This is a genomic window from Methylobacterium sp. CCH5-D2, from assembly GCF_001556475.1.
Taxonomy (GTDB): domain Bacteria; phylum Pseudomonadota; class Alphaproteobacteria; order Rhizobiales; family Beijerinckiaceae; genus Methylobacterium; species Methylobacterium hispanicum.
In genome coordinates this window covers 22,156-43,852 of sequence record NZ_LSIX01000996.1, presented here as the reverse complement: position 1 = coordinate 43,852, position 21,697 = coordinate 22,156, and the positions used below count along the sequence as shown (strand labels likewise).

Sequence of the window (21,697 nt, the reverse complement as noted above, 5' to 3'; positions counted from 1 at the left end):
ACGCCGCGCGATCCCATATCGGACGCGCGGGGGACCCGCGTTCGAGGGAAGCACGATCTTGGATCACAGCCATCAGCGGCCGGAAGCCATTCCGACGGGCCTGCGCGGGCGCTGCCCGCGCTGCGGCGAGGGCCGCCTGTTCAAGGGCTTCCTCACCCTGCGGCCGTCCTGCGAGGCCTGCGGGCTCGACTACACGAACTTCGACTCGGCGGACGGGCCGGCCTTCTTCGTGATGTCGATCGTCGGCCTCGTCGTGGTCGGCCTCGCGCTCTGGATGGAGATCACCTACGAGCCGCCGATCTGGGTCCACGCCCTCGTGGCGGGGAGCCTGTCGATCGGGCTCAGCCTGATGCTGGTGCGCCCGCTCAAGGGCATGCTGATCGCCCTGCAATACGCCAACAAGGCCGAGCAGGGGCGCTTCGAACAGTGAGCGCCCGACCGGAGACTGGGCTGCCCGCGCCGCGGGGCGCGTGGCGCGATCTGGTCGCGCCGGGCCTCTCGGCGCTGATCGTGCTCGCCATCCTGCTCGGGCTCGGCGTCTGGCAGATCGCCCGGAAGACCGAGAAGGAGGCGCTGATCGGGCGCATCCGGGAACGCTCGCTGGCTGCCCCGGTCGCGCCGCCGTCGCCGGATGCCTGGAACCCGGCCCGCGACGAGTTCCGGCACGTCCGGGTGACCGGCCGTTTCCTGAACGACCGCGAGACCCTGGTGCACGGCCTCGCCCCGGGCGACACGCCCGGCCGCGCGCTGCAGGGCTACTACGTGCTGACGCCGTTCGAGCGGACGGACGGCGGCACGCTCCTGATCAATCGCGGCTTCGTGCCGACCGAGCTGAAGGCGCAGGCCGACCGGCGCGACGGCCTCGTCGCCGGCGAGACCGCGGTGACGGGCCTCCTGCGGGCCAGCGAGCCGCGGGGCCTGTTCGTGCCCGCCCCCGACCCGGCCCGCGGCGCGTGGTTCAACCGGGACATCGCGGGCATCGCCGAGGCCCGCGGCCTCGGACCCGTGGCGCCCTACCTCGTCGAGGCGGATGCGGTGCCCGGCCAGACGAGTTGGCCGCGCGGGGGCCAGCTCCGCATCGACCTCCCCAACAACCACCTGCAATACGCCTTCACGTGGTTCGGCATCGCTGCCTGCCTCGTCGGCGTGTTCTCGGTCTTCGCCTGGCGGCGCCTGCACGATCCGGCGGCCTGACACCAGGCCCCGGCTTGCGGACCCGATCGGCCGCGCTACCCTCATGGGCCGGGTACCTCCGGGCAGGTGGGCACGATGCGCGCGCGACTGACGTCCTCGGTGATCCTCGCGGCACTTCTGCTGGCGTCCGTCCCCGCGGCCGCCTTCGACGAGGCCGACCGGGAGGCCGCACGGGCCGTCATCGCGCGACAGGTGGACGCTCTCGGGCGCGACGACGCGGCGACCGCCTATGCCCAGGCGGCCCCCGGCATCCGGGACCTGTTCCCGACGCCCGAGGTCTTCATCGGAATGGTCCGGACGAACTATCGCCCGGTCTACCGGCACCGCAGCTTCGTCTTCGGCGCCGCGCAGGACGGCGGCGCGACCAGCCTGTCCCAGTCCGTCGCCATTCAGGACACCTACGGGGTCGATTGGACGGCCGAGTACAGCCTGGAGCGGCAGCCGGACGGCCAGTGGCGCATCGCGGGCTGCCGCCTGACCAGGTCCCCGGGTGTCAACCTCTGATTGCACTATCAGATGAAAGCAATCGGAAGCAATCACAAGGCCCGAGACACGGTTTATCTTTCTATCGCCCAGTTCGAATTCGCCCGATGACTTCGAAGGAAAACTGGATCCAATCGTCCTGTCCGCGGTTGTCGGGCCTGAACGGGCACGGAGATCGAACCGGTATGGCCAAATCCAGGCAGGACATGGACCGGGAAGCCGCTGCCGCGACGGCGCGACCGGAGGATGCGGATCGCTACGACCCGGTCCGGAGCGCCCTGCGGAGCGCCCGCGACGCGTTCGATCCGGACGGGGCGACGCGCGAGCACCGCGCCGCGACCGCGCCGCTGGTCTGGTACATCGAGGACACGCTTGACATGGCCCTCGCGAAGCCGGCCGCCGGGACGGACCTCGAGAAGCCGTAGCCGCGCAGCGATACGGCGCCGGCGCACTTCGACACCGCTACGCGCATCGTGTAGAGGGAGCGCCTTCTCCCGGAGGCCCCTGTGCTGCACGTCTCGACCCGCGGCGACGCCGCGCCGCTCTCGTTTTCCGACGCCCTCCTCGCCGGCCTCGCCCGCGACGGCGGCCTCTACGTGCCCGAGAGCTGGCCCGGTCTGACGAAACCCGAGATCGCCGGCCTCGCGGGCCTCTCCTACGCCGACGCCGCCAAGCGCGTGCTGCGCCCGCTGGTCGATGGCGAGATCGCCGACGCCGACCTCGACCGGATGATCGACGAGGCCTACGCCACGTTCCGGCACCCGGCGGTCTGCCCGATCAACCAGCTCGACGACAACCTCTTCCTGCTCGAACTCTTCCACGGCCCGACGCTCGCCTTCAAGGACGTGGCGATGCAGCTCCTCGGGCGGCTGATGGATCACGTGCTGCGCCAGCGCGGCAGCCGCGCCACCATCGTGGGCGCCACCTCGGGCGATACCGGCTCGGCCGCCGTCGAGGCCTTCGGCGGGCTCGATCAGGTCGACATCTTCATCCTCTACCCGCACGGCCGGGTCTCGGAGGTGCAGCGGCGCCAGATGACCTCGGTCGCCGCCCCCAACGTCCACGCGCTCGCGCTCGACGGCACGTTCGACGATTGCCAGAACATCGTCAAAGCCCTGTTCCAGCACGCCGACTTCGCCGACTCGGTGAAGCTCTCGGGCGTCAACTCGATCAACTGGGCCCGCGTCGCCGCGCAGGTGGTGTACTACTTCACCAGCGCGGTGGCGCTGGGCGCGCCGCACCGCCCGGTCTCCTTCGCGGTGCCGACGGGCAATTTCGGCGACATCCTGGCCGGCTGGGTCGCCAAGCGCATGGGCCTGCCGATCGAGCGCCTGATGATCGGCACGAACGCCAACGACATCCTAGTCCGCACCCTGGAGCACGGCGCCTACGAGCTGCAGGGCGTGACGCCGACCACCTCGCCCTCGATGGACATCCAGATCTCCTCGAACTTCGAGCGGCTGCTCTTCGAGGCGCTCGGGCGCGACGCGGCCTCGATCCGCCGCCTGATGGCGGGCCTGAAGCAGTCCGGCGGCTTCCGCCTGGACGAGTCGGTGCTGGCGACGGTGCGGGCCGAGTTCGACGCGCACGCGGTCTCGGAGGCCGACGTGATGGCGGAGATCCGCGAGACGCACGCCGCGACCGGCGTGACGCTCGACCCGCACAGCGCCATCGGGGTCCGCGCCGGCCGCCGCCTCCTGGGCAAGGATCCGCGCACGCCCGTCGTCGCGCTCGCCACGGCGCATCCCGCGAAATTCCCGGACGCGGTCGCCCAGGCGACCGGCGGCGCCCGCCCGGCGCTGCCCCCGCACCTCGCCGACCTGATGGAGCGGCCCGAGCGCATGACGCGCGTGGCCAACGACCAGGCCGCCGTCGAGGCGCTGATCCGCGAGCGTGCCCGCATCACGAGAGGCGCATGAACCAGCATTTCGACACGCACGGCGCCTCGCCCTCGCTGCGGGTGACGCGGCTCGCCAACGGCGTCACGGTCGCGACCGAGGCGATGCCGGGCGTGGCCACCGCGACGCTCGGCGTCTGGGTCGGCGCGGGCTCGCGCCACGAGCGGGCCGACGAGAGCGGGCTCAGCCACCTCATCGAGCACATGGCCTTCAAGGGCACGCGCACCCGCTCGGCGCGCGCGATCGCCGAGGACATCGAGAATGTCGGCGGCGAGATCAACGCCGCGACCTCCGCCGAGGGCACGAGCTACAGCGCGCGCGTGCTCGGCGAGGATGTCGGCATCGCGCTCGACGTGATCGGCGACATCCTCACCGACTCGGTCTTCGACGCCGGGGAACTCGCCCGCGAGAAGGGCGTGATCCTGCAGGAATACGCCGCCGTCGAGGACACGCCCGACGACGTGGTCTACGACGCCTTCACGGAAGCGGCCTTCCCCGACCAGCCGATCGGCCGGCCGATCCTGGGGCGGCCCGAGACGATCCGCAGCTTCGACGAGGCCGCGATCCGCGCCTATCTGGCCCGCGAATATACGCCCGACCGCTACGTCGTGGCGGCCGCGGGCGCGGTGGAGCACGAGGCCTTCGTGGCGGCAGCCGAACGCCACTTCGGCGCGATGCCCGCCGTCGAGGCGCCCGCCGCCGTCGCCGGCAGCTACGGCGGCGGCGAGCGGCGCATGCCGAGGAAGCTCGAACAGGCCAACCTCGTGATCGGCCTGCCCGGCCTCTCCTTCCGCGACGACGGCTACTACGCCCTGCACATGTTCGCGCAGGTGCTCGGCGGCGGGCTGACCTCGCGCCTCTGGCAGGAGGTGCGCGAGACGCGCGGCCTCGCCTACGAGATCCAGGCCTTCCACTGGCCCTTCTCCGATTGCGGCCTGTTCGGCATCGGCGCCGGCACGGCCGGCGGCGACGTGGCCGAACTCGTCTCGGTGACGCTCGACGCGGTGGTGCGCGCCACGCGCGACATCGCCCCCGAGGAGATCGCCCGCGCCAAGGCGCAGCTGAAGCTCTCCCTGCTCGGTGCGCTGGAGACGCCGGGCGGGCGCATCGAGCGCAACGCGCGACAGATCCTGGCCTGGGGCCGGGTGATCCCGGCCGCGGAGGTGATCGCGAAGGTCGATGCCGTGACCGTCGAGGACGTGCGGGCGGCGGGCGCCGCGATCCTCGCGGGCGCGCCGACGCTCGCGGCGATCGGTCCGATCAAGGGCCTGCCCTCGCTCGACAAGGTCGGGGCGGCCCTGCGGGCGGCCTGACCGAAACCCGCAGGGCGATCGCCTGTGCCGACACGGCCGGAGCGCGCGCGCTTCGGCCCGGGTGCTATCGCGGCGCGGGCCGGCAAGGCTTGTCGGCTTCCCGAAATCGCCCGGCGCCGCGGACGGAACCGCGCGCCGTACAGCGGATGGCGGGAATCCTGCTCAGCGAGCCTGCGCGTCCCTGTTTGTTGGGCGGGGCGCCCCGCGGTCGGGCATCCCCAACTTGTTTTGGCCGCAAACGCGGGCGATCCGTCCCGGGTCGCCTGTCGGCAGGAAGCGGTGGGTCGCTCGGCTCCACGTCTCCCGTCGGCTTGCCCGGGATCGACCCCGACTTTACCAAAAGCTAACTGAGCCGTTCACGCGCTCGCCCGCCCGGCCGGAACCCGTCTCGTTGCGCATCCTCGTCCTCCTCCTCGCGTTCCTCGTCGGCGCCCTCGCGGCGAGCACGCCCGCGAGCGCGGTCGAGGCGGTCCGCGTCACGCTGGACGCCCCGGTCATCGACCTGACCCAGGCGATCGAGCGCTACCGCTCCGACGGCGACCTGATCCAGATCTCGACCGCGCCCGGCAAGGACGGCATCGTCCGCCGCATCGTCGTGAAGGCGCGCGACGCAGGCGCGCGGCCCGACTGGATGGTCTTCGCGCTCACCAACGACACCGACGAGCAGATCGACCGCATCCTGGTGGCGCCCCACTTCCGGCTGGTCGATTCCGGCGTGGTCTGGCCCGATCTCGGCGGCTCGCGCATCGCCGCGATCACCGCGAGCCAGGGCATCCGGCCCGAGCGGGACGAGAACCCGGAGGCCGACCAGTTCGTCATCACGCTCGATCCCGGCACCACGATCACCTACGTGGCCGAGCTGCGGGGGCCGAACATCCCGCAGGTCCACCTCTGGGACCAGGACGCCTACCGCAAGAAGGCCGCCGGGCTGACCCTCTACAAGGGCATCATCATCGGCATCGCGGGCCTGCTCGCCCTCTTCCTCACCATCGTGTTCGTGGTGAAGGGCGCGATCATCTTCCCGGCGGCGGCCGCGCTCGCGTGGTCGGTGCTCGCCTACGCCTGCATCGATTTCGGCTTCCTGCAGCGGGTCTTCCCGGTGACGGAGCTCGCCGAGCGGGTCTACCGGGCCTCCGCCGAGGCCGTGCTCGGCGCGACCCTCCTGGTCTTCCTGTTCGCCTACCTGAACCTCTCCCGCTGGCACGTGCGCTACAGCCACGTCGCCTTCTTCTGGCTGGCCTTCCTGGCGGGCCTCGTGGGGCTCGCGGTGTTCGATCCCCCGGTGGCGGCGGGCGTCGCCCGCATCTCGATCGCCGCGGTGGCGGGGGTCGGCCTCCTCCTGATCCTCTACCTCGCCACGCATAACGGCTACGACCGCGCCATCCTGCTCGTGCCGACCTGGACGCTGCTCGTGGTCTGGGTCACGGCCGCGGGCTTCGCGGTGACGGGCCAGATCGGCAGCGAATTGGTGCAGCCGGCCCTCATCGGCGGCCTCGTGCTCATCGTCATGCTGATCGGCTTCACGGTGATGCAGCACGCCTTCGCGGGCGGCGGGCTCTCGCACGCCCTCGTCTCCGACACCGAGCGGCGCGCGCTGGCGCTGACGGGGGCGGGCGACATCGTGTTCGACTGGGACGTGCCGGGCGACCGCGTCTTCGCCGGCCAGGAGATCGAGAGCCAGCTCGGCCTCTCCCGCGGCGCCCTCGAAGGGCCGGCCGCGAACTGGCTCGCGCTCCTCCATCCCTTCGACGTCGAGCGCTACTCGGCCGCCCTCGACACCGTGATCGAGGAGCGGCGCGGGCGCATCGTGCACGATTTCCGCCTGCGCTCCTCCGGCGGCGCCTATTTCTGGTACCGTCTGAAGGCCCGGCCCGTGATCGGCTCGGACGGCGAGGTGATCCGCGTCGTCGGCACCATCGCGGACGTGACCGAGGTGAAGACCGCCGAGGAGCGCCTGCTGCACGACGCCGTGCACGACAGCCTCACCGGCCTGCCGAACCGCGAGCTGTTCGGCGACCGCCTCGACGCGGCGCTCGCCTTCGCCAGCCAGGACGCGCGCCTGAAGCCCACCGTGATCGTCCTCGACATCGACCGCTTCAAGGGCATCAACGACGCGATCGGCCTGTCTGCGGGCGACTCGATCCTGCTCACGCTGTCGCGCCGCCTCGGCCGCCTGCTGCGCCCGCAGGACACGCTCGCGCGGGTCGCGGGCGACGCCTTCGCGGTCATCCTGCTCTCCGAGCGCGAGCCCGACCGGGTGCTGGCCTTCGCCGAGATGATCCGGCGCACCATCGCCACGCCGATCACCTACGCCGACCGCGAGATCTTCCTCACCGTCTCGATCGGGCTGGCGCTGCACGAGACGGGCGCGCACCCGAAGCGCGACGACGTCTACCAGAGCGCCGAGATCGCGATGATCCAGGCCAAGCGCGGCGGGGGCGACCGCATCGAGGTCTTCCGCGCCAACATGCGGGCCGAGCGCTCGGACCGGCTGATGCTGGAAGGCGATCTCCGCCGGGCGATCGAGCGCAACGAGATGAAGGTCCTGTTCCAGCCGATCGTCCGGCTGGAGGACCGCACGGTCGCGGGCTTCGAGACCGTGCTGCGCTGGGACCATCCGAAGCTCGGGCGCATCCCGTCGGCGACCTTCATGCCGGTGGCCGAGGAGACCGGCTTCGTCGTCAACCTCGGCATCTTCGCGCTGGAGCGCACGGCGCTGGAACTCGCCGCCTGGCAGCGGGCGCTGGAGGTCGAGCCGCCGATCTTCGCATCCGTCGACGTCTCCTCCCGCCAGCTCCTGCGCCACGACCTCCTGCACGACGTGAAGACGGTGCTGGCCCGCTCCGGCGTGCTGCCGGGCTCGCTCAAGCTCGAGCTCTCCGAGAGCCTCGTGATGGAGAACCCCGAATACGCCGCCCAGATGCTCGCCCGCATCCGCGACCTCGGGGCGGGCCTCTGCCTCGCCGATTTCGGCACCGGCTACTCGGCGCTCTCCTACCTGCAGCGCTTTCCCTTCGACACGATCAAGGTCGATCAATCCTTCGTGCGCCAGATGGCGACCGGCAAGACCGCGATCCTGCGCTCCATCGTCAAGATGGCGACCGAGCTCGACCTCGCCATCGTGGCCGAGGGCACGGAGTCGGAGGCCGACGCGCAGGCGCTGGCCGAGCTCGGCTGCGAGTACGCCGAGGGCTACGCCTTCGGCGAGCCGATGACGATGCTCCAGGCCCGCCAGCTCTGCGGCGCGGCGCCCGAGGCCGCCTGAGCCGCCGCGGATCCGGACAGGATCGGGTCCGCGCGGAACGGGTCGACGGGTCCACTTAAATCTGCCTTAACCATGTTGCGGCAAGGTCCTGTGGAAGGACGGCCCTCCGCGCGCAGGCTTGCGCGGCGGCCTTGTCGAGTGGAGGGGCGTATGGCCGAGGCGGCGCGTCAACTGGATCAGACCGTAGGGGCCGACGTGGTGCGTCGGCTGATCGCCCGCCCGATTCGCCTGGAGCACACCCGGTACATCGCCGAGGTGGCCGCGTCGGAGCCCGTCGTGGACGAGGCCGCGTACGCGGCGGCGCCGGACGAGGCCCGCGACGTCGCCTCCCTCGAGGCCGAGCTCGCCCTGCTCAAAGCCGTGCTCGACGCGGAGCGCCGCGAGGCCGCCAGCCTGCGCGCCCGCCTCGCCGATCCCGCCGCGTCCGATCCGGCCGACCCCGCGGCCGTGCGCGCGCGCTGGGCCGGCTTGGTCGACGACCTGCTGCTGCGCCTGCGCTGAACCACTCTCATTCCGCTGACCAGGAGACGCCCATGAGCGCGCGTTGCTCGCTCATCGTCAACGGCAAGTCCGTGCGCGTCTCAACCGGCGACACGCCCGTCGAGGCTGCGCTGGCCGAGGGTATGATCGGGCCGATGCAGGCCCTTCACGGAACCGCCCTGCTCGGGCAGGGCCCCGGCCCGGCCGTGCGGCGAGCGCGGGCCCGCAGCAGGCGGCCCGACGCCCTCAAGACCGCCCCCCTGTCCGGCCGCACGATCGAGCCCGCCGAGGCGCGCGCACTCCCGCAGGCCAGCCGCAAGGGCTCCCTGAGCGAGGTGCGGGTGCTGAGCCCGCACGTCGTCGAGGCGGTCGTCACGCTGACGAAGCGCATCGATCTGGAGCCGGGCCATCAGGTCGCGGTGAGCTTCGAGGGGCTGGCCCCGCTCACCCTGGCCCCCACCCTGCGGATCGCCGGGACGACGGAACTCAACGAGCTGGTCTTCCACCTGCCGCGCTGCGAGCGGGACGGCAGCCTCGTCGAGGCGCTCGCCCCGCGGGCCGCCGTGAAGGTGAAGGGTCCGGTCGGCCGCGGCCAGTACCGCCCCGGCGGCGGCCGGCTCGTCCTCGTCGCGGCCGGCACCGGCTTCGCGCCGATCTGGTCGATCGCCCACGCGGCCCGCTACATCGAGCCCGCCCGCGAGTTGCACCTGATCGTCGGCGCCCGCGACGCGCTCGACCTCTACATGCGCGACAGCCTCGACTGGCTGCGCCGCACCGGCGTCGCCCGCCTCGTCCTCACCGCCGACCGCGGACGCCAGCGCCCGCCGGACGTGCGGCCGGGCCCGCTCACCGCCCACCTGCCGACGCTGCGCGCCACCGACGTGGTGCATGTGGCAGGCTGCGCCTCGACGGTCGGCGCCGTGCAGGTGCTGGCCGCGTCCGTGGGGGCGCGCTGCTACCCGATCCCGGTGGATCTGGGCTGACTACCCGAGGGGGCCCCCTCTCCCCGCTTGCGGGGAGAGGGAAGCCGCGCATCAGACCTTCGCAGCATGGCTGGCCAAAAGAAAACGCCCCGTCCCTCTCGGGATGGGGCGCTCGCTTCGAACCCGGCTCAGGCGGTCTTCACCCGCCAGATCTCCTCGGCATATTCCCGCATCGAGCGGTCGGAGGAGAACCACGCCATCCGGGCCGTGTTGTGGATCGCCCGCTTCCACCAGCCCCGCGGGTCGTTCCAGGCGGCGTCGATCTCGCGCTGCGCCCGCCAGTAATCGTCGAAGTCGCAGGTGAGCAGGTACTGGTCGCGGTGGCGCAGGTCGTCGGTCAGCGGCCGGAAGCGGTTGGGCTCCTCGGGCGAGAACCGGCCGGACGCGATCATGTCGAGCGCGGCGGCGAGACGCGGCGAGTTCCAGATCGCGTCGCGGGCGTAGTGCGGCTCCGCCGAGCGGGCGCGCACGCCCGCCGCGTCGAGACCGAAGATGAAGATGTTCTCCGCCCCGACATGGTCGCGGATCTCGATGTTGGCGCCGTCGAGCGTGCCCACCGTGAGCGCGCCGTTCAGCGCCAGCTTCATGTTGCCGGTGCCCGACGCCTCCATGCCGGCGGTCGAGATCTGCTCGGAGAGGTCGGCCGCCGGGATGATCGCCTCGGCGAGGCTCACCGAGTAGTTCGGCAGGAACACCACCTTCAGCCGGTCGGCGACGTCCGGGTCGTCGTTGACCGCGCGGGCGACGTCGGCGGCCAGCTTGATGATCAGCTTGGCCTGGGTGTAGCTCGGCGCCGCCTTGCCGCCGAAGATCTTGACCCGCGGCGTCCAGTCCTTGTGGGGCTCGGCCTTGATCGCCTGATAGAGCGCGACCGTCTCGACCACGTTGAGGAGCTGGCGCTTGTACTCGTGGATGCGCTTGATCTGCACGTCGAACAGGGCGGACGGATCGACCGTGACCCCGGTGCGGTCGTAGATCACCTCGGCCAGCGCCTCCTTGCGGCCGCGGCGCACGGCGGCGTAGCGCGCGACGAAGGCCGGATCCGCGGCGTAGGCGTCGAGGCCCTTGAGGAGTTCGGGGTTGTCGAGGACGCCCTCGCCCAGGGTCTCGACCGCAAGCTTCGTCAGGCCCGGGTTGGCGTTGTGCAGCCAGCGCCGGAAGGTGATGCCGTTCGTCTTGTTGACGATCTTCTCCGGCTCCAGCGCGTGCAGGTCGGCGAAGACCGTCTCGCGCATCAGCTCGGTGTGCAGCGCCGAGACGCCGTTCACCCGCCGCGAGCCGTGGAAGGCGAGGTGCCCCATGCGCACCCGCCGCCCGTGCGATTCGTCGATCAGCGAGACCGAGGCGAGATGGGCCGCGTCGCTCTTGCCGCTCTTGCCCTGCTGCTCGAGATGCATCCAGTTGATCAGGTAGATGATCTGCATGTGGCGCGGCAGCAGCCGCTCCATCAGCTCGACCGGCCAGGTCTCGAGCGCCTCGGGCAGCAGGGTGTGGTTGGTGTAGTTCAGCGTGTTGGTGGTGACGTGCCACGCATCCTCCCAGGTGAGGCCGTGGTCCTCCAGCAGGATGCGCATCAGCTCCGGCACCGCGATCGCCGGGTGCGTGTCGTTGAGCTGGATCGCGGCGTGGTCGGGCAGCGAGCGCACGTCGCCGCGCTCGGCCACGTGGCGCAGCACGAGGTCCTGCAGCGACGCGGAGGTGAAGAAGTATTCCTGGCGCAGGCGCAGTTCCTGGCCCGCGGTCGAGGAATCGCTCGGGTAGAGCACCCGCGAGATCGCCTCGGCGCGCATGCGGTTCGCCACCGCGCCCACGTGGTCGCCGCCGTTGAACTGGCCGAGATCGACCGGCGCCTCGGCCTCCGCCTTCCATAGGCGGAGCGTGTTGACCGTCTTCCCCCGCCAGCCGACCACCGGCACGTCGTGGGCCACCGCCCGCACGGTCTCGGCCGGGTGCCAGGTGCGGCGGATGACGCGTTCGCTCACCATCGACATGGTGACGGAGCCGCCGAAGCCGATCGTGTAGGTCGCGGCCGGCCGGGCGAACTCCCAGGGGTTGCCCTCGCTGAGCCAGGTCTCCGGCGCCTCGCGCTGCCAGCCGTCCTCGAAGGACTGGCGGAACAGGCCGTGGTCGTAGCGGATGCCGTAGCCGAAGGCCGGGATGCCGATGGAGGCCATGCTCTCCATGAAGCAGGCGGCAAGGCGCCCGAGGCCGCCGTTGCCGAGCGCGGCGTCCGGCTCCGCACCCTCGACCGTGCCGAGATCGACGCCGAGTTCGGCGAGCGCCTTCCGGGTGGTCTCGACGAGACCGAGATTGTTCATGGCGTCGGACAGAAGGCGCCCGATCAGGAACTCCAGCGAGAGATAGTAGACGCGCTTGTTCGGGACCTGCTTCTCGGCCGCCAGGCAGGCATCGACGATCCGGTCGCGGAGCGCCAGCGCGGTGGCGGCGAACCAGTCGCGCTCCCGCGCGGTCTCCGGCGTGCGGCCGATCGCGTAGGCGAGCTTGGCGCGGATCGCCTCGCGCAGGTCGACCACCGCGTCACCCGTGCTCGGGACGGAGGGTCGCACGCTCCGTGCGGGGGCTTTCCCGGCCGTCACGAGCGTGTCATCCGATTTCTCGACACCGGCGGCGGACGGAGAAAGAACTTCGTTGAGCACGTCAAATCCCCCATTCAAGGCCCCGCTGCGTCTTTGCGCGTCCGTTGCCGCACCCGGAGTGCTCCTGGATGGCCGGCCCGGCGTTCGGGGCTGATGATCCTGCGACCGCGTTGCGGCCGTGTGAAGGCGTGTCTGAGGCATGAATCGGCCTCTGCAAGCGATGTGCCGCCCGCACTGTGATGCGTTCGACACAAATTGCCCGACCAGGGACCAGTTTTCACCACTCCGGTTGAAGCAATGCTGAATGCGCCCGATCGATCCCGGCGGCCGGCTCAGCATCGGGTCGCCTCGCCGGCGCCGAAGAGCTAACCCTGTCAGCGCAAGCCAACGAGTCGGCACGACTCGCACGAGGGCCGACATGACCGAGACCGTCTGGTGGAAGCGCGGCACCGTCTACCAAGTCTATCCGCGCTCGTTCCAGGACAGCGACGGCGACGGCGTCGGCGACCTCGCCGGCATCACGGCCCGGCTCGACTACCTCGCCTGGCTCGGCGTCGATGCGGTCTGGATCTCTCCCGTGTACCCCTCGCCGATGGCCGATTACGGCTACGACGTGGCGGATTATTGCGGCATCGATCCGCTGTTCGGCACGCTCGCCGACTTCGACCAGTTGGTGTCGGAGGCCCATCGGCGCAAGCTGAAGGTGATCCTCGACTTCGTGCCGAACCACTCGTCGGTCGCCCATCCGTGGTTCGCTGAGGCGCGGGCCTCGCGGGACAACCCGCGGCGCGACTGGTACATCTGGCGCGACCCGGGGCCCGACGGCGGTCCGCCGAACAACTGGCTCTCGAATTTCGGCGGCCCGGCCTGGACGCTCGATCCGACGACCGGCCAGTACTACTACCACGCCTTCCTGCGCGAGCAGCCGGACCTGAACTGGCGCAACCCCGCCGTGCGGGCGGCGATGTACGACGCGCTGCGCTTCTGGCTGGAGCGCGGCGTCGACGGGTTCCGGGTCGATGTGATCTGGCACCTGATCAAGGACGAGTCGTTCCGCGACAACCCGGCCAACCCGCACTTCGCCGAGCACCTGCCGGAGATCAACCGCTTCCATCAGGTCTACTCCGCCGACCGGCCGGAGGTGCTCGACGTCATCGCCGAGATGCGGGCCGTGCTGCGCGCCTACGGCGAGCGGGTGCTGATCGGCGAGATCTACCTGCCGCTGGAACGGCTGATGGCCTATTACGGCGCCGACCTCTCGGGCGCCGACATGCCCTTCAACTTCCAGCTCATCCAGACGCCCTGGCGCGCCGACGCGGTGCGGGAGCTGGTGGAGAACTACGAGGCGGGCCTGCCCGAGGGCGGCTGGCCGAACTGGGTGCTCGGCAACCACGACCAGCCCCGCATCGCCGCGCGCATCGGCGAGGACCAGGCCCGCATCGCCGCGATGCTGCTCCTCACCCTGCGCGGCACGCCGACCCTCTACTACGGCGACGAGCTCGGCCTCGGCCACGTGCCGATCCCGGAGGATCGCGTGCGCGACCCCTGGGAGATCAACGAGCCCGGCCACGGCCGCGACCCGGAGCGCACGCCGATGCAGTGGGAGCCGGGGCCGCAGGCGGGCTTCAGCGCCGCCGAGCCCTGGCTGCCGCTCTCGCCCGACCACGCGACGCGCAACGTCGAGTGCCTGCAGGACGTGCCGGGCTCGATCCTGACGCTCTACCGCCGCCTGCTGGCGCTGCGCCGCGAGCACGACGCGCTCGCGGTGGGCAGCTACCGCACGATCGCCCTCGGCCTACCCGACATCCTCGCCTACGAGCGCGGCGCGGGCGAGGCGCGCCTGCGGGTGATCCTCAATTTCGGCACCGCCGCGCACGAGATCCCCCTGCCGGAGAACGAGGCCTGGACGATCCTCCTCTCGAGCCGGGGCGGCCGCGCAGGGGAGCGAGGCGCCGGGCGGATAAGACTGGGCGGGGCGGAGGGCCTCATTCTGATGCAGTCCTGACACGGGGTTGCCGCATCGCAGCGTGAACCGGAAAAAAGCCGTGTTTGCCTGGCCTGGTTTGTGCAACGCACAGGAACCGACTCGGTCCGGAAGCGTTGCCATGACGAACTTGGCCGCGGGCGCCTCAGCCCGTCTCGGGCGACGTGCCCGTATCGAGAACGCTGCGATGAGTTTCTGGGGTTGTTCGGGCGATCACAGCCACGAGCCGCAGCCAAGCCCTGCACCCGATCCAATCCTCGATTCCCGGACCTCGCTCCAGCCACGCGTGCTGTTCGCCACGCCGGAGATGGCTGACTTCGTGAAGACCGGCGGCCTCGGCGAGGTCGCCGGCGCACTGCCGCGCGCCCTGCGCCGCGGCTTCGACGTCCGCGTGCTGATCCCCGGCTACCGGCAGGTCCGCGCGGCCCATCCCGACATCCCAGTCGTCGCGCGCCTCAACGGCTATGCCGGCGTCCCGGCCTGCGATCTCGGCCTCGTCGAGACGGAGGACGGGCTGCAGATCTACGTCCTCATCAACGACGAGCTGTTCGCGCGCGACGGCACGCCCTACGGCGACGCCGGGGGCGATTTCGGCGACAACGACCTGCGCTTCGCCCGGCTCAGCCTCGCGGCCGCCGAGATCGCGGTCGGCGCGGATGCCGCCTGGCGCGCCGACCTCCTGCACCTCAACGACTGGCAGGCGGCGCTGGCACCCGCCTATCTGGCCTGGCGGGGCCTGCGCGTACCGAGCGTGCTGACGATCCACAACCTCGCCTACCAGGGCCTGTTCCCGCAGGCCAATCTCGCCCGGCTCGGCATGCCGGACTCCGCCTTCCAGGTGAACGGCGTCGAGTTCTACGGGCAGCTCTCCTTCCTGAAGGCCGGTCTCTACTACGCCTCCTACATCACCACCGTGAGCGAGACCTACGCCCGCGAGATCCAGACGCCCGACATGGGCTGCGGTCTCGACGGCCTCCTGCGGACCCGCGCCAGCCAGGGTCGTCTCGCCGGCATCCTCAACGGCATCGACGAGAGCTGGGACCCGCGCACCGACCCGCACCTCGCCACCCGCTTCGAGGCCGACGACTGGAAGGGCAAGCGCGCCAACGCCGAGGCCGTGCGCCAGCATTTCGGCCTCGCGGTCTCGCGCGGCCCCCTCTTCGCCATCGTGTCGCGGCTGGTGCACCAGAAGGGCATCGACCTGTCGATCCAGGCGGCCGAGACCATCGTGGCCGAGGGTGGCCAGATGGTGGTGATCGGCCAGGGCGAGGGCCGGTTCGAGAACGCCCTGCGAAGCCTCGCCTGCCGGTACCCGGAGGCTGTCGGCGTGCATGTCGGCTTCGACGAGGCGGATGCCCGCCGGATGTTCGCGGGCAGCGACTTCCTTCTGATGCCCTCGCGCTTCGAGCCCTGTGGCCTCGCCCAGATGTACGCCCAGCGCTTCGGCTCGCTGCCGATCGTGCGGCGCACCGGGGGCCTTGCCGACACGGTCGAGGACGGGGTGACGGGTTTCAGCTTCTCGGAGCGGGACGAGGGCGGCCTCGGCGGCGCGGTGCGGCGGGCGCTCGACACCTTCGGGCAGAAGAAGCGCCTCAACACGATGCGCCGGACCGCGATGGGCCGCAGCTTCGGCTGGGACAACTCGGCGGCCCACTACGCGGCCCTCTACGCCCGCGCCTTCGGCAACGCCGCCCCGCGCTGGCGCGCGGCCTGAACCTGGGATTGCAAAGGGCCTGAGGCCCTTTGGCAGGGTTCGGGGCGGAGCCCCGAGCTTGGCTTCGCCGACCAGGGCGCTGCCCTGGACCCGCGAAAGGTCGTGGACCTTTCGAAACCATGACTTCGAAAGGCGCGCGGGATTCACCCGCGCGCCTTTCGCGTTCTCAGCGCTGCAGCACGAAGATCGTCGTGCCGAGCGGCGGCAGGGTCAGGTTCAGGGACTGCGCCTGACCGTGGCTCGGGCTGTCGTCGCTGTGCAGGCCGCCCCGGTTGCCGACATTCGAGCCGCCGTAGACCTCGGCGTCCGAGTTGAAGGCCTCGCGGTAGAAGCCCGCCTCCGGCACGCCGATGCGGTAGCCCTCGCGGGGCACGGGCGTGAAGTTCGAGACCACGATCGCGATCTCGCCCGGCTCGCGGCCCTTGCGGGCCCAGGCGATGACGCTGTTGTCCTGGTCGTCCGCCACCAGCCACTGGAAACCGCCCGCCTCGACGTCGCGGCTGTAGAGGGCCGGGGTCGACGTGTAGAGGCGGTTGAGGTCGCGGATCGCGTCCTTCACACCCCGGTGCAGGGGATCGTCGAGCAGGTGCCAGTCCAGCGACTGGTTGTGGTTCCACTCCTTCTCCTGGCCGAACTCGCCGCCCATGAAGAGCAGCTTCTTGCCCGGGTGCCCCCACATGAAGCCGAAATAGGCGCGCAGGTTCGCGAACTTCTGCCAGCGGTCCCCCGGCATCTTGCCGAGCAGCGAGCCCTTCCCGTGCACCACCTCGTCGTGGGAGAGCGGCAGCACGAAGTTCTCGGAGAAGGCGTAGAGCAGGCCGAAGGTCAGGTCGTGGTGGTGGTAGCGCCGGTGGATCGGCTCCTTCGAGATGAACTGCAGGGTGTCGTGCATCCACCCCATGTTCCACTTGAAGCCGAAGCCGAGGCCGCCCGTGTAGGTCGGGTGCGAGACGCCGGGCCAGGAGGTCGATTCCTCCGCCACCGTGATGGTGCCGGGCGCGTGGCTGTAGGTCGCCTCGTTGGTCGCGCGCAGGAAGTTGATCGCGTCGAGGTTCTCGTTGCCGCCGTACTGGTTCGGGATCCACTCGCCCGCGCGGCGCGAGTAATCGAGGTAGAGCATCGACGCGACCGCATCCACGCGCAGGCCGTCGAGGTGATAGTGCTCCAGCCAGAACCGGGCGTTGGCGGCGAGGAACGTCGCCACCTCGGTCCGCCCGAAATTGTAGATGTAGGTGCCCCAATCCTGGTGGAAGCCCTGGCGCGGGTCGGCGTGCTCGTAGAGATGCGTGCCGTCGAACAGGCCGAGGCCGTGCGCGTCGAGCGGGAAGTGGCCCGGCACCCAGTCGAGCAGGATGCCGATGCCGGCCGCGTGCGCCGCATCCACGAAGGCCGCGAACTCCTCGGGCGTGCCGAAGCGGCTCGTCGGCGCGAACAGCGAGACCGGCTGGTAGCCCCAGGACCCGTCGAACGGGTACTCGGTGATCGGCAGGAGCTCGATATGGGTGAAGCCCATCTCCTTGACGTAGGGGATGAGGCGCTCGGTCATCTCCTTGTAGGTGAGGTAGCGGTTGCCCTCGTCGGGCACCCGCGCCCACGAGCCGAGATGGACCTCGTAGATCGAGATGGCGCTGTGGCGCGGGTCGCGCGCGCCGCGCGTCTCCATCCAGCCCTTGTCCTGCCACGCGTAGCGGGTCGCGCCGTTGAGGACGGAGGCGGTCTCGGGCGGGTGCTGGGCCCGGAAGGCGACCGGGTCGGCCTTCAGGGGTAGCACGGACCCGTCGGGCCCGCGGATCTCGAACTTGTAGGCCTGGCCGACCTTGAGGCCCGGGACGAACAGCTCCCAGACGCCGCCGTCCTGCCACTGCCGCATCGGGTGGCGGCGGCCGTCCCACTCGTTGAAGTCGCCGACCACGCTGACGCGCCGGGCGTTCGGCGCCCAGACGGCGAAACGGAAGCCGTCGATGCCGTCGAGGTTGCCGAGCTGGGCGCCGAGCACGCGGTAGACGACGTTGGTGCCGACCTCGCGCAGGGCGTTGACGTCGTGCTGCTCGATCGACGAGCCGAAGCTGTAGGGGTCGTAGCGCTTGCGCCGCGCGCCGTCCCAGGCCTCGATCTCGATCTCGTAGAGCGGGCGGCCCTCGCTCTTCACGGACGCGACGAAGAAGCCGTCCGGGTGGCGCCGCTCGAACGGGATGCTCCGCCCGGCGGTGAGCAGCGTGGCGGCGCGCGCCTCGGGCAGCACCGCGCGGACCTCCCAGGCGCCGGGGCCGACCTGATGCGGACCGAGGATCCCGAAGGGGTCGCCGTGGTCGGCGGCCATCACCGCCTTGATCGCGTCCGGGTGCAGGCTCGGACGCGCGGCGGGCGGCGGCGCCTCGGCGGCCCGGGGCGGAGCAGATCCGCGCTCGGTTCCGCTCGCGAAGCTGTCGTCGATCGCCGTCATTCAAGCGCCTTTCGTGCGTTCGTCCAGAATATTGAGAACCCCGCGCGCCGGGATTTCGATCCAGTCCGGACGGTTGTTGGCCTCGTAATCGATCTCGTAGAGCGCCTTGATCAGCAGACAGAGGCGCAGGAGATTGTCCTGGGTCGCCGCATCCGTGACGGCGGCCGGGCTCTCGCGAACCGCGTCCGCGTAGCCGGCCAGGAACGCCTCGTTGATCATGCCGAGCCACGCCACCGCGGCGTTGCGCCCGCGCCCCTCCGAATCGGCGAAGCGGCTCGCGATCTCGCGGATCACCGTCTCGGCGCCGTAGGCGAAGGAGCGCAGCATCCCGGCGACGTCGCGCAGGGGCGTCGACTTGGCGCGGCGCTCGTCCGCCGGCCGCGAGGGCTCGCCCTCGAAGTCCACGATGATGAGGTCGCCTTCCGAGACCAGCACCTGGCCGAGATGGTAGTCGCCGTGGATGCGCGTCTTGTGCGCCCCCCGCGGCATGCCCTGGGTGAGCCCGGCGATCAGCGCCTCGACCTCGCCGCGGCGGCCGTAGAGCTCGGCGACGTTCGGCCGGTCGAGCCCGCGCTCCACCACGGTCTTCATGCCCGCGAAGGCGCGCTCGGCCTGGAGGCGGGCGTCGCGGGCCAGCACCGCGAGGTCGTCCTCGCCGAAGGTCTCGGGCTGGAAGGCCGCGTCGTCGCTGTCGGTCGCGAGCGCCCGGTGCAGCTCGGCGGTGCGGCGACCGAGGAGGTCGGCCCAGCGCAGGTGCGCGCCGAAGGCCTCCTCCGGCGGCGGCGCCTCGCTCTCAGGGGCCAGCACCACGGTCTCGAAGTCGCGGCGCAGGCCCTCCAGCATCACCGTCCAGGCGTCGCCCTGGTTGAGGACGTAGCCCTGCAACACGGCGAGCGCCGTGCGGGTGCCGTCCTCGGCGACGTGCTCCAGAGTGCCCAGCAGCGCGGGGGTGTTGGTGAAGTGCGCGACCTCCGTGAGGAAGCGCCCGACCTCGACCTCGGGATGCGTGCCCGGCTGGAGCCGCCGCAGCAGCTTCAGCATCATCTTCGAGCCGATGGCGATCGAGGTGTTGCTCTGCTCCGCCGAGAGGCGGCGCACCTCGCCGGCCTCGTAGGTGATCTCGGGATCGTAGGCCGAGGTCTTCGAGAAGACGAGCGTCCCGCGCTCGGTCGGGATCTCGCGGCCGTCGCGCATGCCGTCGATCAGGGCGACCGCGAAGTCGCTGGAGGCGGCGGCGCCGTAGAGCAAGCCGGTGCGGGGCCCGCGGCGGACGCGGGCCACCGCGTAGGTCATCAGGGTCTCGTCCTCGCGGCCCTCGTCCACGCCGACGGGCACGAAGTAGTCCTGGCGCTCCCCGTTGGCCAAGCTCACGGTGACGCGCGGCAGGAGGAAGCGGGCCTCGCCCTCGCCCTCCTTGAGCACGGCGCAATCGATGATCTGCACGCCCTTGATGCGCGAGCCCTTGGCGCCGAACCAGCGACGGCTCGCCAGGAAGGGCGGGATCACGGTCCGCTCGAAGGCCGTGCGCTCGCGGCCCGCGACCAGGGACTCGATGCCGCCGGTCAGCACCAGCGTGAACAGCTCCGGCGCCTCGCGCTGCGGGCCGACCGCGCCCGTGTTCGCCGAGGAGAGCGAGAACCAGTAGAAGCCGTAGGCCGGCAGCGTGAGCAGGTAGGGCAACTCGCCGATCGCCGGGAACTCCGTGCCGCCCGTCAGCTCGATCGGGACGGCGCTCCTGAGTTCCGACAGGTCGAGCTGCACGGCCTGCGGCGCGCGCGAGAGGTTGGCCACGCAGAGGATGCGCTCGCCCTCGAACTCGCGGATCCAGGCCAGCACCTTGCGGTTCGCCGGATAGAGGAACTGGATCGTGCCGCGGCCGAGCGCGACCGAGTTGTTGCGGATCGCGATCATGCGCCGCGTCCAGTTCAGCAGGCTCGTCTGGGCCTGGACCTGCGCCTCGACGTTGATCGCGTCGAAGCCGTAGATCGGGTCCTGCACGGAGGGCAGGAACAGCTTCTGCGGGTTGGCGCGCGAGAAGCCGCCGTTGCGGTCGGGCGACCATTGCATCGGGGTGCGCACGCCGTCGCGGTCGCCCAGATAGATGTTGTCGCCCATGCCGATCTCGTCGCCGTAGTAGAGCACCGGCGTGCCGGGCATCGACAGGACGAGGGACTTCATCAGCTCGATCTTGCGCCGGTCGTTCTCCAGCAGGGGCGCAAGGCGGCGGCGGATGCCGAGATTGATGCGCGCGCGGCGCTCGGCGGCGTAGAACGACCAGAGGTAGTCGCGCTCCTCCGCCGTGACCATCTCGAGCGTCAGCTCGTCATGGTTGCGCAGGAAGATCGCCCACTGGCAGCCCTCCGGGATCTCCGGGGTCTGGCGCATGATGTCGGTGATCGGATGCCGGTCCTCGCGGGCGATCGCCATGTACATGCGCGGCATCAGCGGGAAGTGGAATGCCATGTGGCACTCGTCGCCGTCGCCGAAATACTGCGCCGTCTCCTCGGGCCACTGGTTGGCTTCCGCCAGCAGCATCCGGTCCGGGTAGCTCGCATCGAGCGCCGCGCGGATCGCCTTGATGACGTCGTGGGTCTCGGAGAGGTTCTCGCAGTTCGTGCCGTCGCGCTCGATCAGGTAGGGGATCGCGTCGAGGCGCAGCCCGTCGACGCCCATGTCGAGCCAGTAGCGCATCACCTCGATGACGGCTTCCAGCACCGCCGGGTTGTCGAAGTTCAGGTCGGGCTGGTGCGAGTAGAAGCGGTGCCAGAAATACTGCTTGGCGACCGGATCCCAGGTCCAGTTCGAGACCTCGGTGTCGAGGAAGATGATGCGGGTGTCCTTGTACGGCTCGTCGGTGTCCGACCAGACGTAGAAGTCGCGCTCGGGGCTGCCGGGAGGCGCCTCGCGGGCCCGCTGGAACCAGGGATGCTGGTCCGAGGTGTGGTTGATGACGAGCTCGGTGATGACGCGCAGGCCGCGCTCGTGCGCCGCTGCCACGAAGGCCTTGAAATCCTCCATGGTGCCGTAGGACGGGTTGATGTCCCGGTAATCGGCGATGTCGTAGCCGTCGTCGCGCAGCGGCGAGGGATAGAACGGCATCAGCCAGATCGCGGTGACGCCGAGATCGCGCACGTAGTCGAGACGCTGGGTCAACCCCGCGAAGTCGCCGATCCCGTCGTTGTTCGAGTCGAAGAACGACTTGACGTGGATCTGGTAGATGATGGCGTCACGGTACCATTGCGGATCGCTGCGATCGATCATCGCGTCGCTGCCTCATGCGTCGGGGCGGGTCGGAGCCGGTCCCGCCCGACGGGGGTCGGCGCGTGAACGGGCGAGATGCGGC

The 21,697-nt window shown here is 70.7% G+C and carries 14 protein-coding genes; 11 read left to right on the top strand and 3 right to left on the bottom strand.

The features are described 5' to 3' along the window. Nucleotides 1-55 precede the first annotated feature (55 nt). The 9 genes from AX737_RS27075 to AX737_RS27035 all read left to right on the top strand — a co-directional run bounded on the left by AX737_RS27075 (nucleotide 56) and on the right by AX737_RS27035 (nucleotide 9,616). On the top strand, nucleotides 56-430 hold the full coding sequence (locus tag AX737_RS27075; protein WP_197430735.1) for a DUF983 domain-containing protein: 375 nt from the start codon (nucleotides 56-58) through the stop codon (nucleotides 428-430). Continuing rightward, nucleotides 427-1,194, top strand: coding sequence for an SURF1 family protein (locus AX737_RS27070; protein ID WP_238229328.1), 768 nt, complete (start codon nucleotides 427-429; stop codon nucleotides 1,192-1,194). The genes AX737_RS27075 and AX737_RS27070 overlap by 4 nt, the downstream gene beginning before the upstream one ends. Before the next feature lie 75 nt (nucleotides 1,195-1,269). Beyond that, nucleotides 1,270-1,698 (top strand): DUF4864 domain-containing protein, encoded by a 429-nt coding sequence (locus AX737_RS27065; RefSeq protein WP_066926893.1) that lies wholly within the window; start codon nucleotides 1,270-1,272, stop codon nucleotides 1,696-1,698. 164 nt (nucleotides 1,699-1,862) lie between these two features. Next, nucleotides 1,863-2,102, top strand: coding sequence for a hypothetical protein (locus tag AX737_RS27060; protein WP_156453990.1), 240 nt, complete (start codon nucleotides 1,863-1,865; stop codon nucleotides 2,100-2,102). An 81-nt stretch (nucleotides 2,103-2,183) separates the two neighbouring features. Continuing rightward, nucleotides 2,184-3,596, top strand: coding sequence for a threonine synthase (gene thrC / locus AX737_RS27055; protein WP_066926889.1), 1,413 nt, complete (start codon nucleotides 2,184-2,186; stop codon nucleotides 3,594-3,596). Then, a complete protein-coding gene (locus AX737_RS27050; RefSeq protein WP_066926887.1) occupies nucleotides 3,593-4,888 on the top strand; it encodes a pitrilysin family protein in 1,296 nt (431 codons plus the stop codon). The genes thrC and AX737_RS27050 overlap by 4 nt, the downstream gene beginning before the upstream one ends. Nucleotides 4,889-5,285: 397 nt before the next feature. Then, nucleotides 5,286-8,153, top strand: coding sequence for a sensor domain-containing phosphodiesterase (locus AX737_RS27045; RefSeq protein ID WP_238229359.1), 2,868 nt, complete (start codon nucleotides 5,286-5,288; stop codon nucleotides 8,151-8,153). 150 nt (nucleotides 8,154-8,303) lie between these two features. Further along, complete coding sequence (locus AX737_RS27040) at nucleotides 8,304-8,654, top strand: hypothetical protein (RefSeq protein ID WP_066926883.1); 351 nt, start codon at nucleotides 8,304-8,306, stop codon at nucleotides 8,652-8,654. Between the two features lie 32 nt (nucleotides 8,655-8,686). After that, complete coding sequence (locus AX737_RS27035; RefSeq protein ID WP_066926881.1) at nucleotides 8,687-9,616, top strand: ferredoxin--NAD(+) reductase; 930 nt, start codon at nucleotides 8,687-8,689, stop codon at nucleotides 9,614-9,616. 128 nt (nucleotides 9,617-9,744) lie between these two features. Here AX737_RS27035 and AX737_RS27030 read toward each other — a convergent pair whose 3' ends face one another. Then, complete coding sequence (locus tag AX737_RS27030; RefSeq protein ID WP_238229330.1) at nucleotides 9,745-12,183, bottom strand: glycogen/starch/alpha-glucan phosphorylase; 2,439 nt, start codon at nucleotides 12,181-12,183, stop codon at nucleotides 9,745-9,747. 448 nt (nucleotides 12,184-12,631) lie between these two features. On the opposite strand from AX737_RS27030, the gene AX737_RS27025 reads away from it, so the two are divergent. Then, nucleotides 12,632-14,218 carry an alpha-amylase family glycosyl hydrolase gene (locus AX737_RS27025; protein WP_066926877.1) on the top strand — a complete coding sequence of 529 codons (1,587 nt, stop codon included), beginning with the start codon at nucleotides 12,632-12,634 and terminating at the stop codon, nucleotides 14,216-14,218. A gap of 166 nt (nucleotides 14,219-14,384) precedes the next feature. Beyond that, complete coding sequence (gene glgA / locus AX737_RS27020; protein WP_066926876.1) at nucleotides 14,385-15,911, top strand: glycogen synthase GlgA; 1,527 nt, start codon at nucleotides 14,385-14,387, stop codon at nucleotides 15,909-15,911. 166 nt (nucleotides 15,912-16,077) lie between these two features. Here glgA and glgB read toward each other — a convergent pair whose 3' ends face one another. Further along, a complete protein-coding gene (gene glgB / locus AX737_RS27015; protein ID WP_066926873.1) occupies nucleotides 16,078-18,354 on the bottom strand; it encodes a 1,4-alpha-glucan branching protein GlgB in 2,277 nt (758 codons plus the stop codon). Further along, a complete protein-coding gene (gene treS / locus AX737_RS27010; RefSeq protein ID WP_066926871.1) occupies nucleotides 18,355-21,615 on the bottom strand; it encodes a maltose alpha-D-glucosyltransferase in 3,261 nt (1,086 codons plus the stop codon). Nucleotides 21,616-21,697 lie beyond the last annotated feature (82 nt).

What these genes read in the sequence shown, in the direction of transcription:
- AX737_RS27025 (WP_066926877.1), top strand. Translation starts at nt 12,632, where the DNA reads ATGACCGAGACCGTCTGGTGGAAGCGCGGCACCGTCTACCAAGTCTAT.
- treS (WP_066926871.1), bottom strand. Translation starts at nt 21,615, where the DNA reads ATGATCGATCGCAGCGATCCGCAATGGTACCGTGACGCCATCATCTAC.
- glgA (WP_066926876.1), top strand. Translation starts at nt 14,385, where the DNA reads ATGAGTTTCTGGGGTTGTTCGGGCGATCACAGCCACGAGCCGCAGCCA.
- AX737_RS27050 (WP_066926887.1), top strand. Translation starts at nt 3,593, where the DNA reads ATGAACCAGCATTTCGACACGCACGGCGCCTCGCCCTCGCTGCGGGTG.
- glgB (WP_066926873.1), bottom strand. Translation starts at nt 18,354, where the DNA reads ATGACGGCGATCGACGACAGCTTCGCGAGCGGAACCGAGCGCGGATCT.
- AX737_RS27035 (WP_066926881.1), top strand. Translation starts at nt 8,687, where the DNA reads ATGAGCGCGCGTTGCTCGCTCATCGTCAACGGCAAGTCCGTGCGCGTC.
- AX737_RS27060 (WP_156453990.1), top strand. Translation starts at nt 1,863, where the DNA reads ATGGCCAAATCCAGGCAGGACATGGACCGGGAAGCCGCTGCCGCGACG.
- AX737_RS27065 (WP_066926893.1), top strand. Translation starts at nt 1,270, where the DNA reads ATGCGCGCGCGACTGACGTCCTCGGTGATCCTCGCGGCACTTCTGCTG.
- AX737_RS27040 (WP_066926883.1), top strand. Translation starts at nt 8,304, where the DNA reads ATGGCCGAGGCGGCGCGTCAACTGGATCAGACCGTAGGGGCCGACGTG.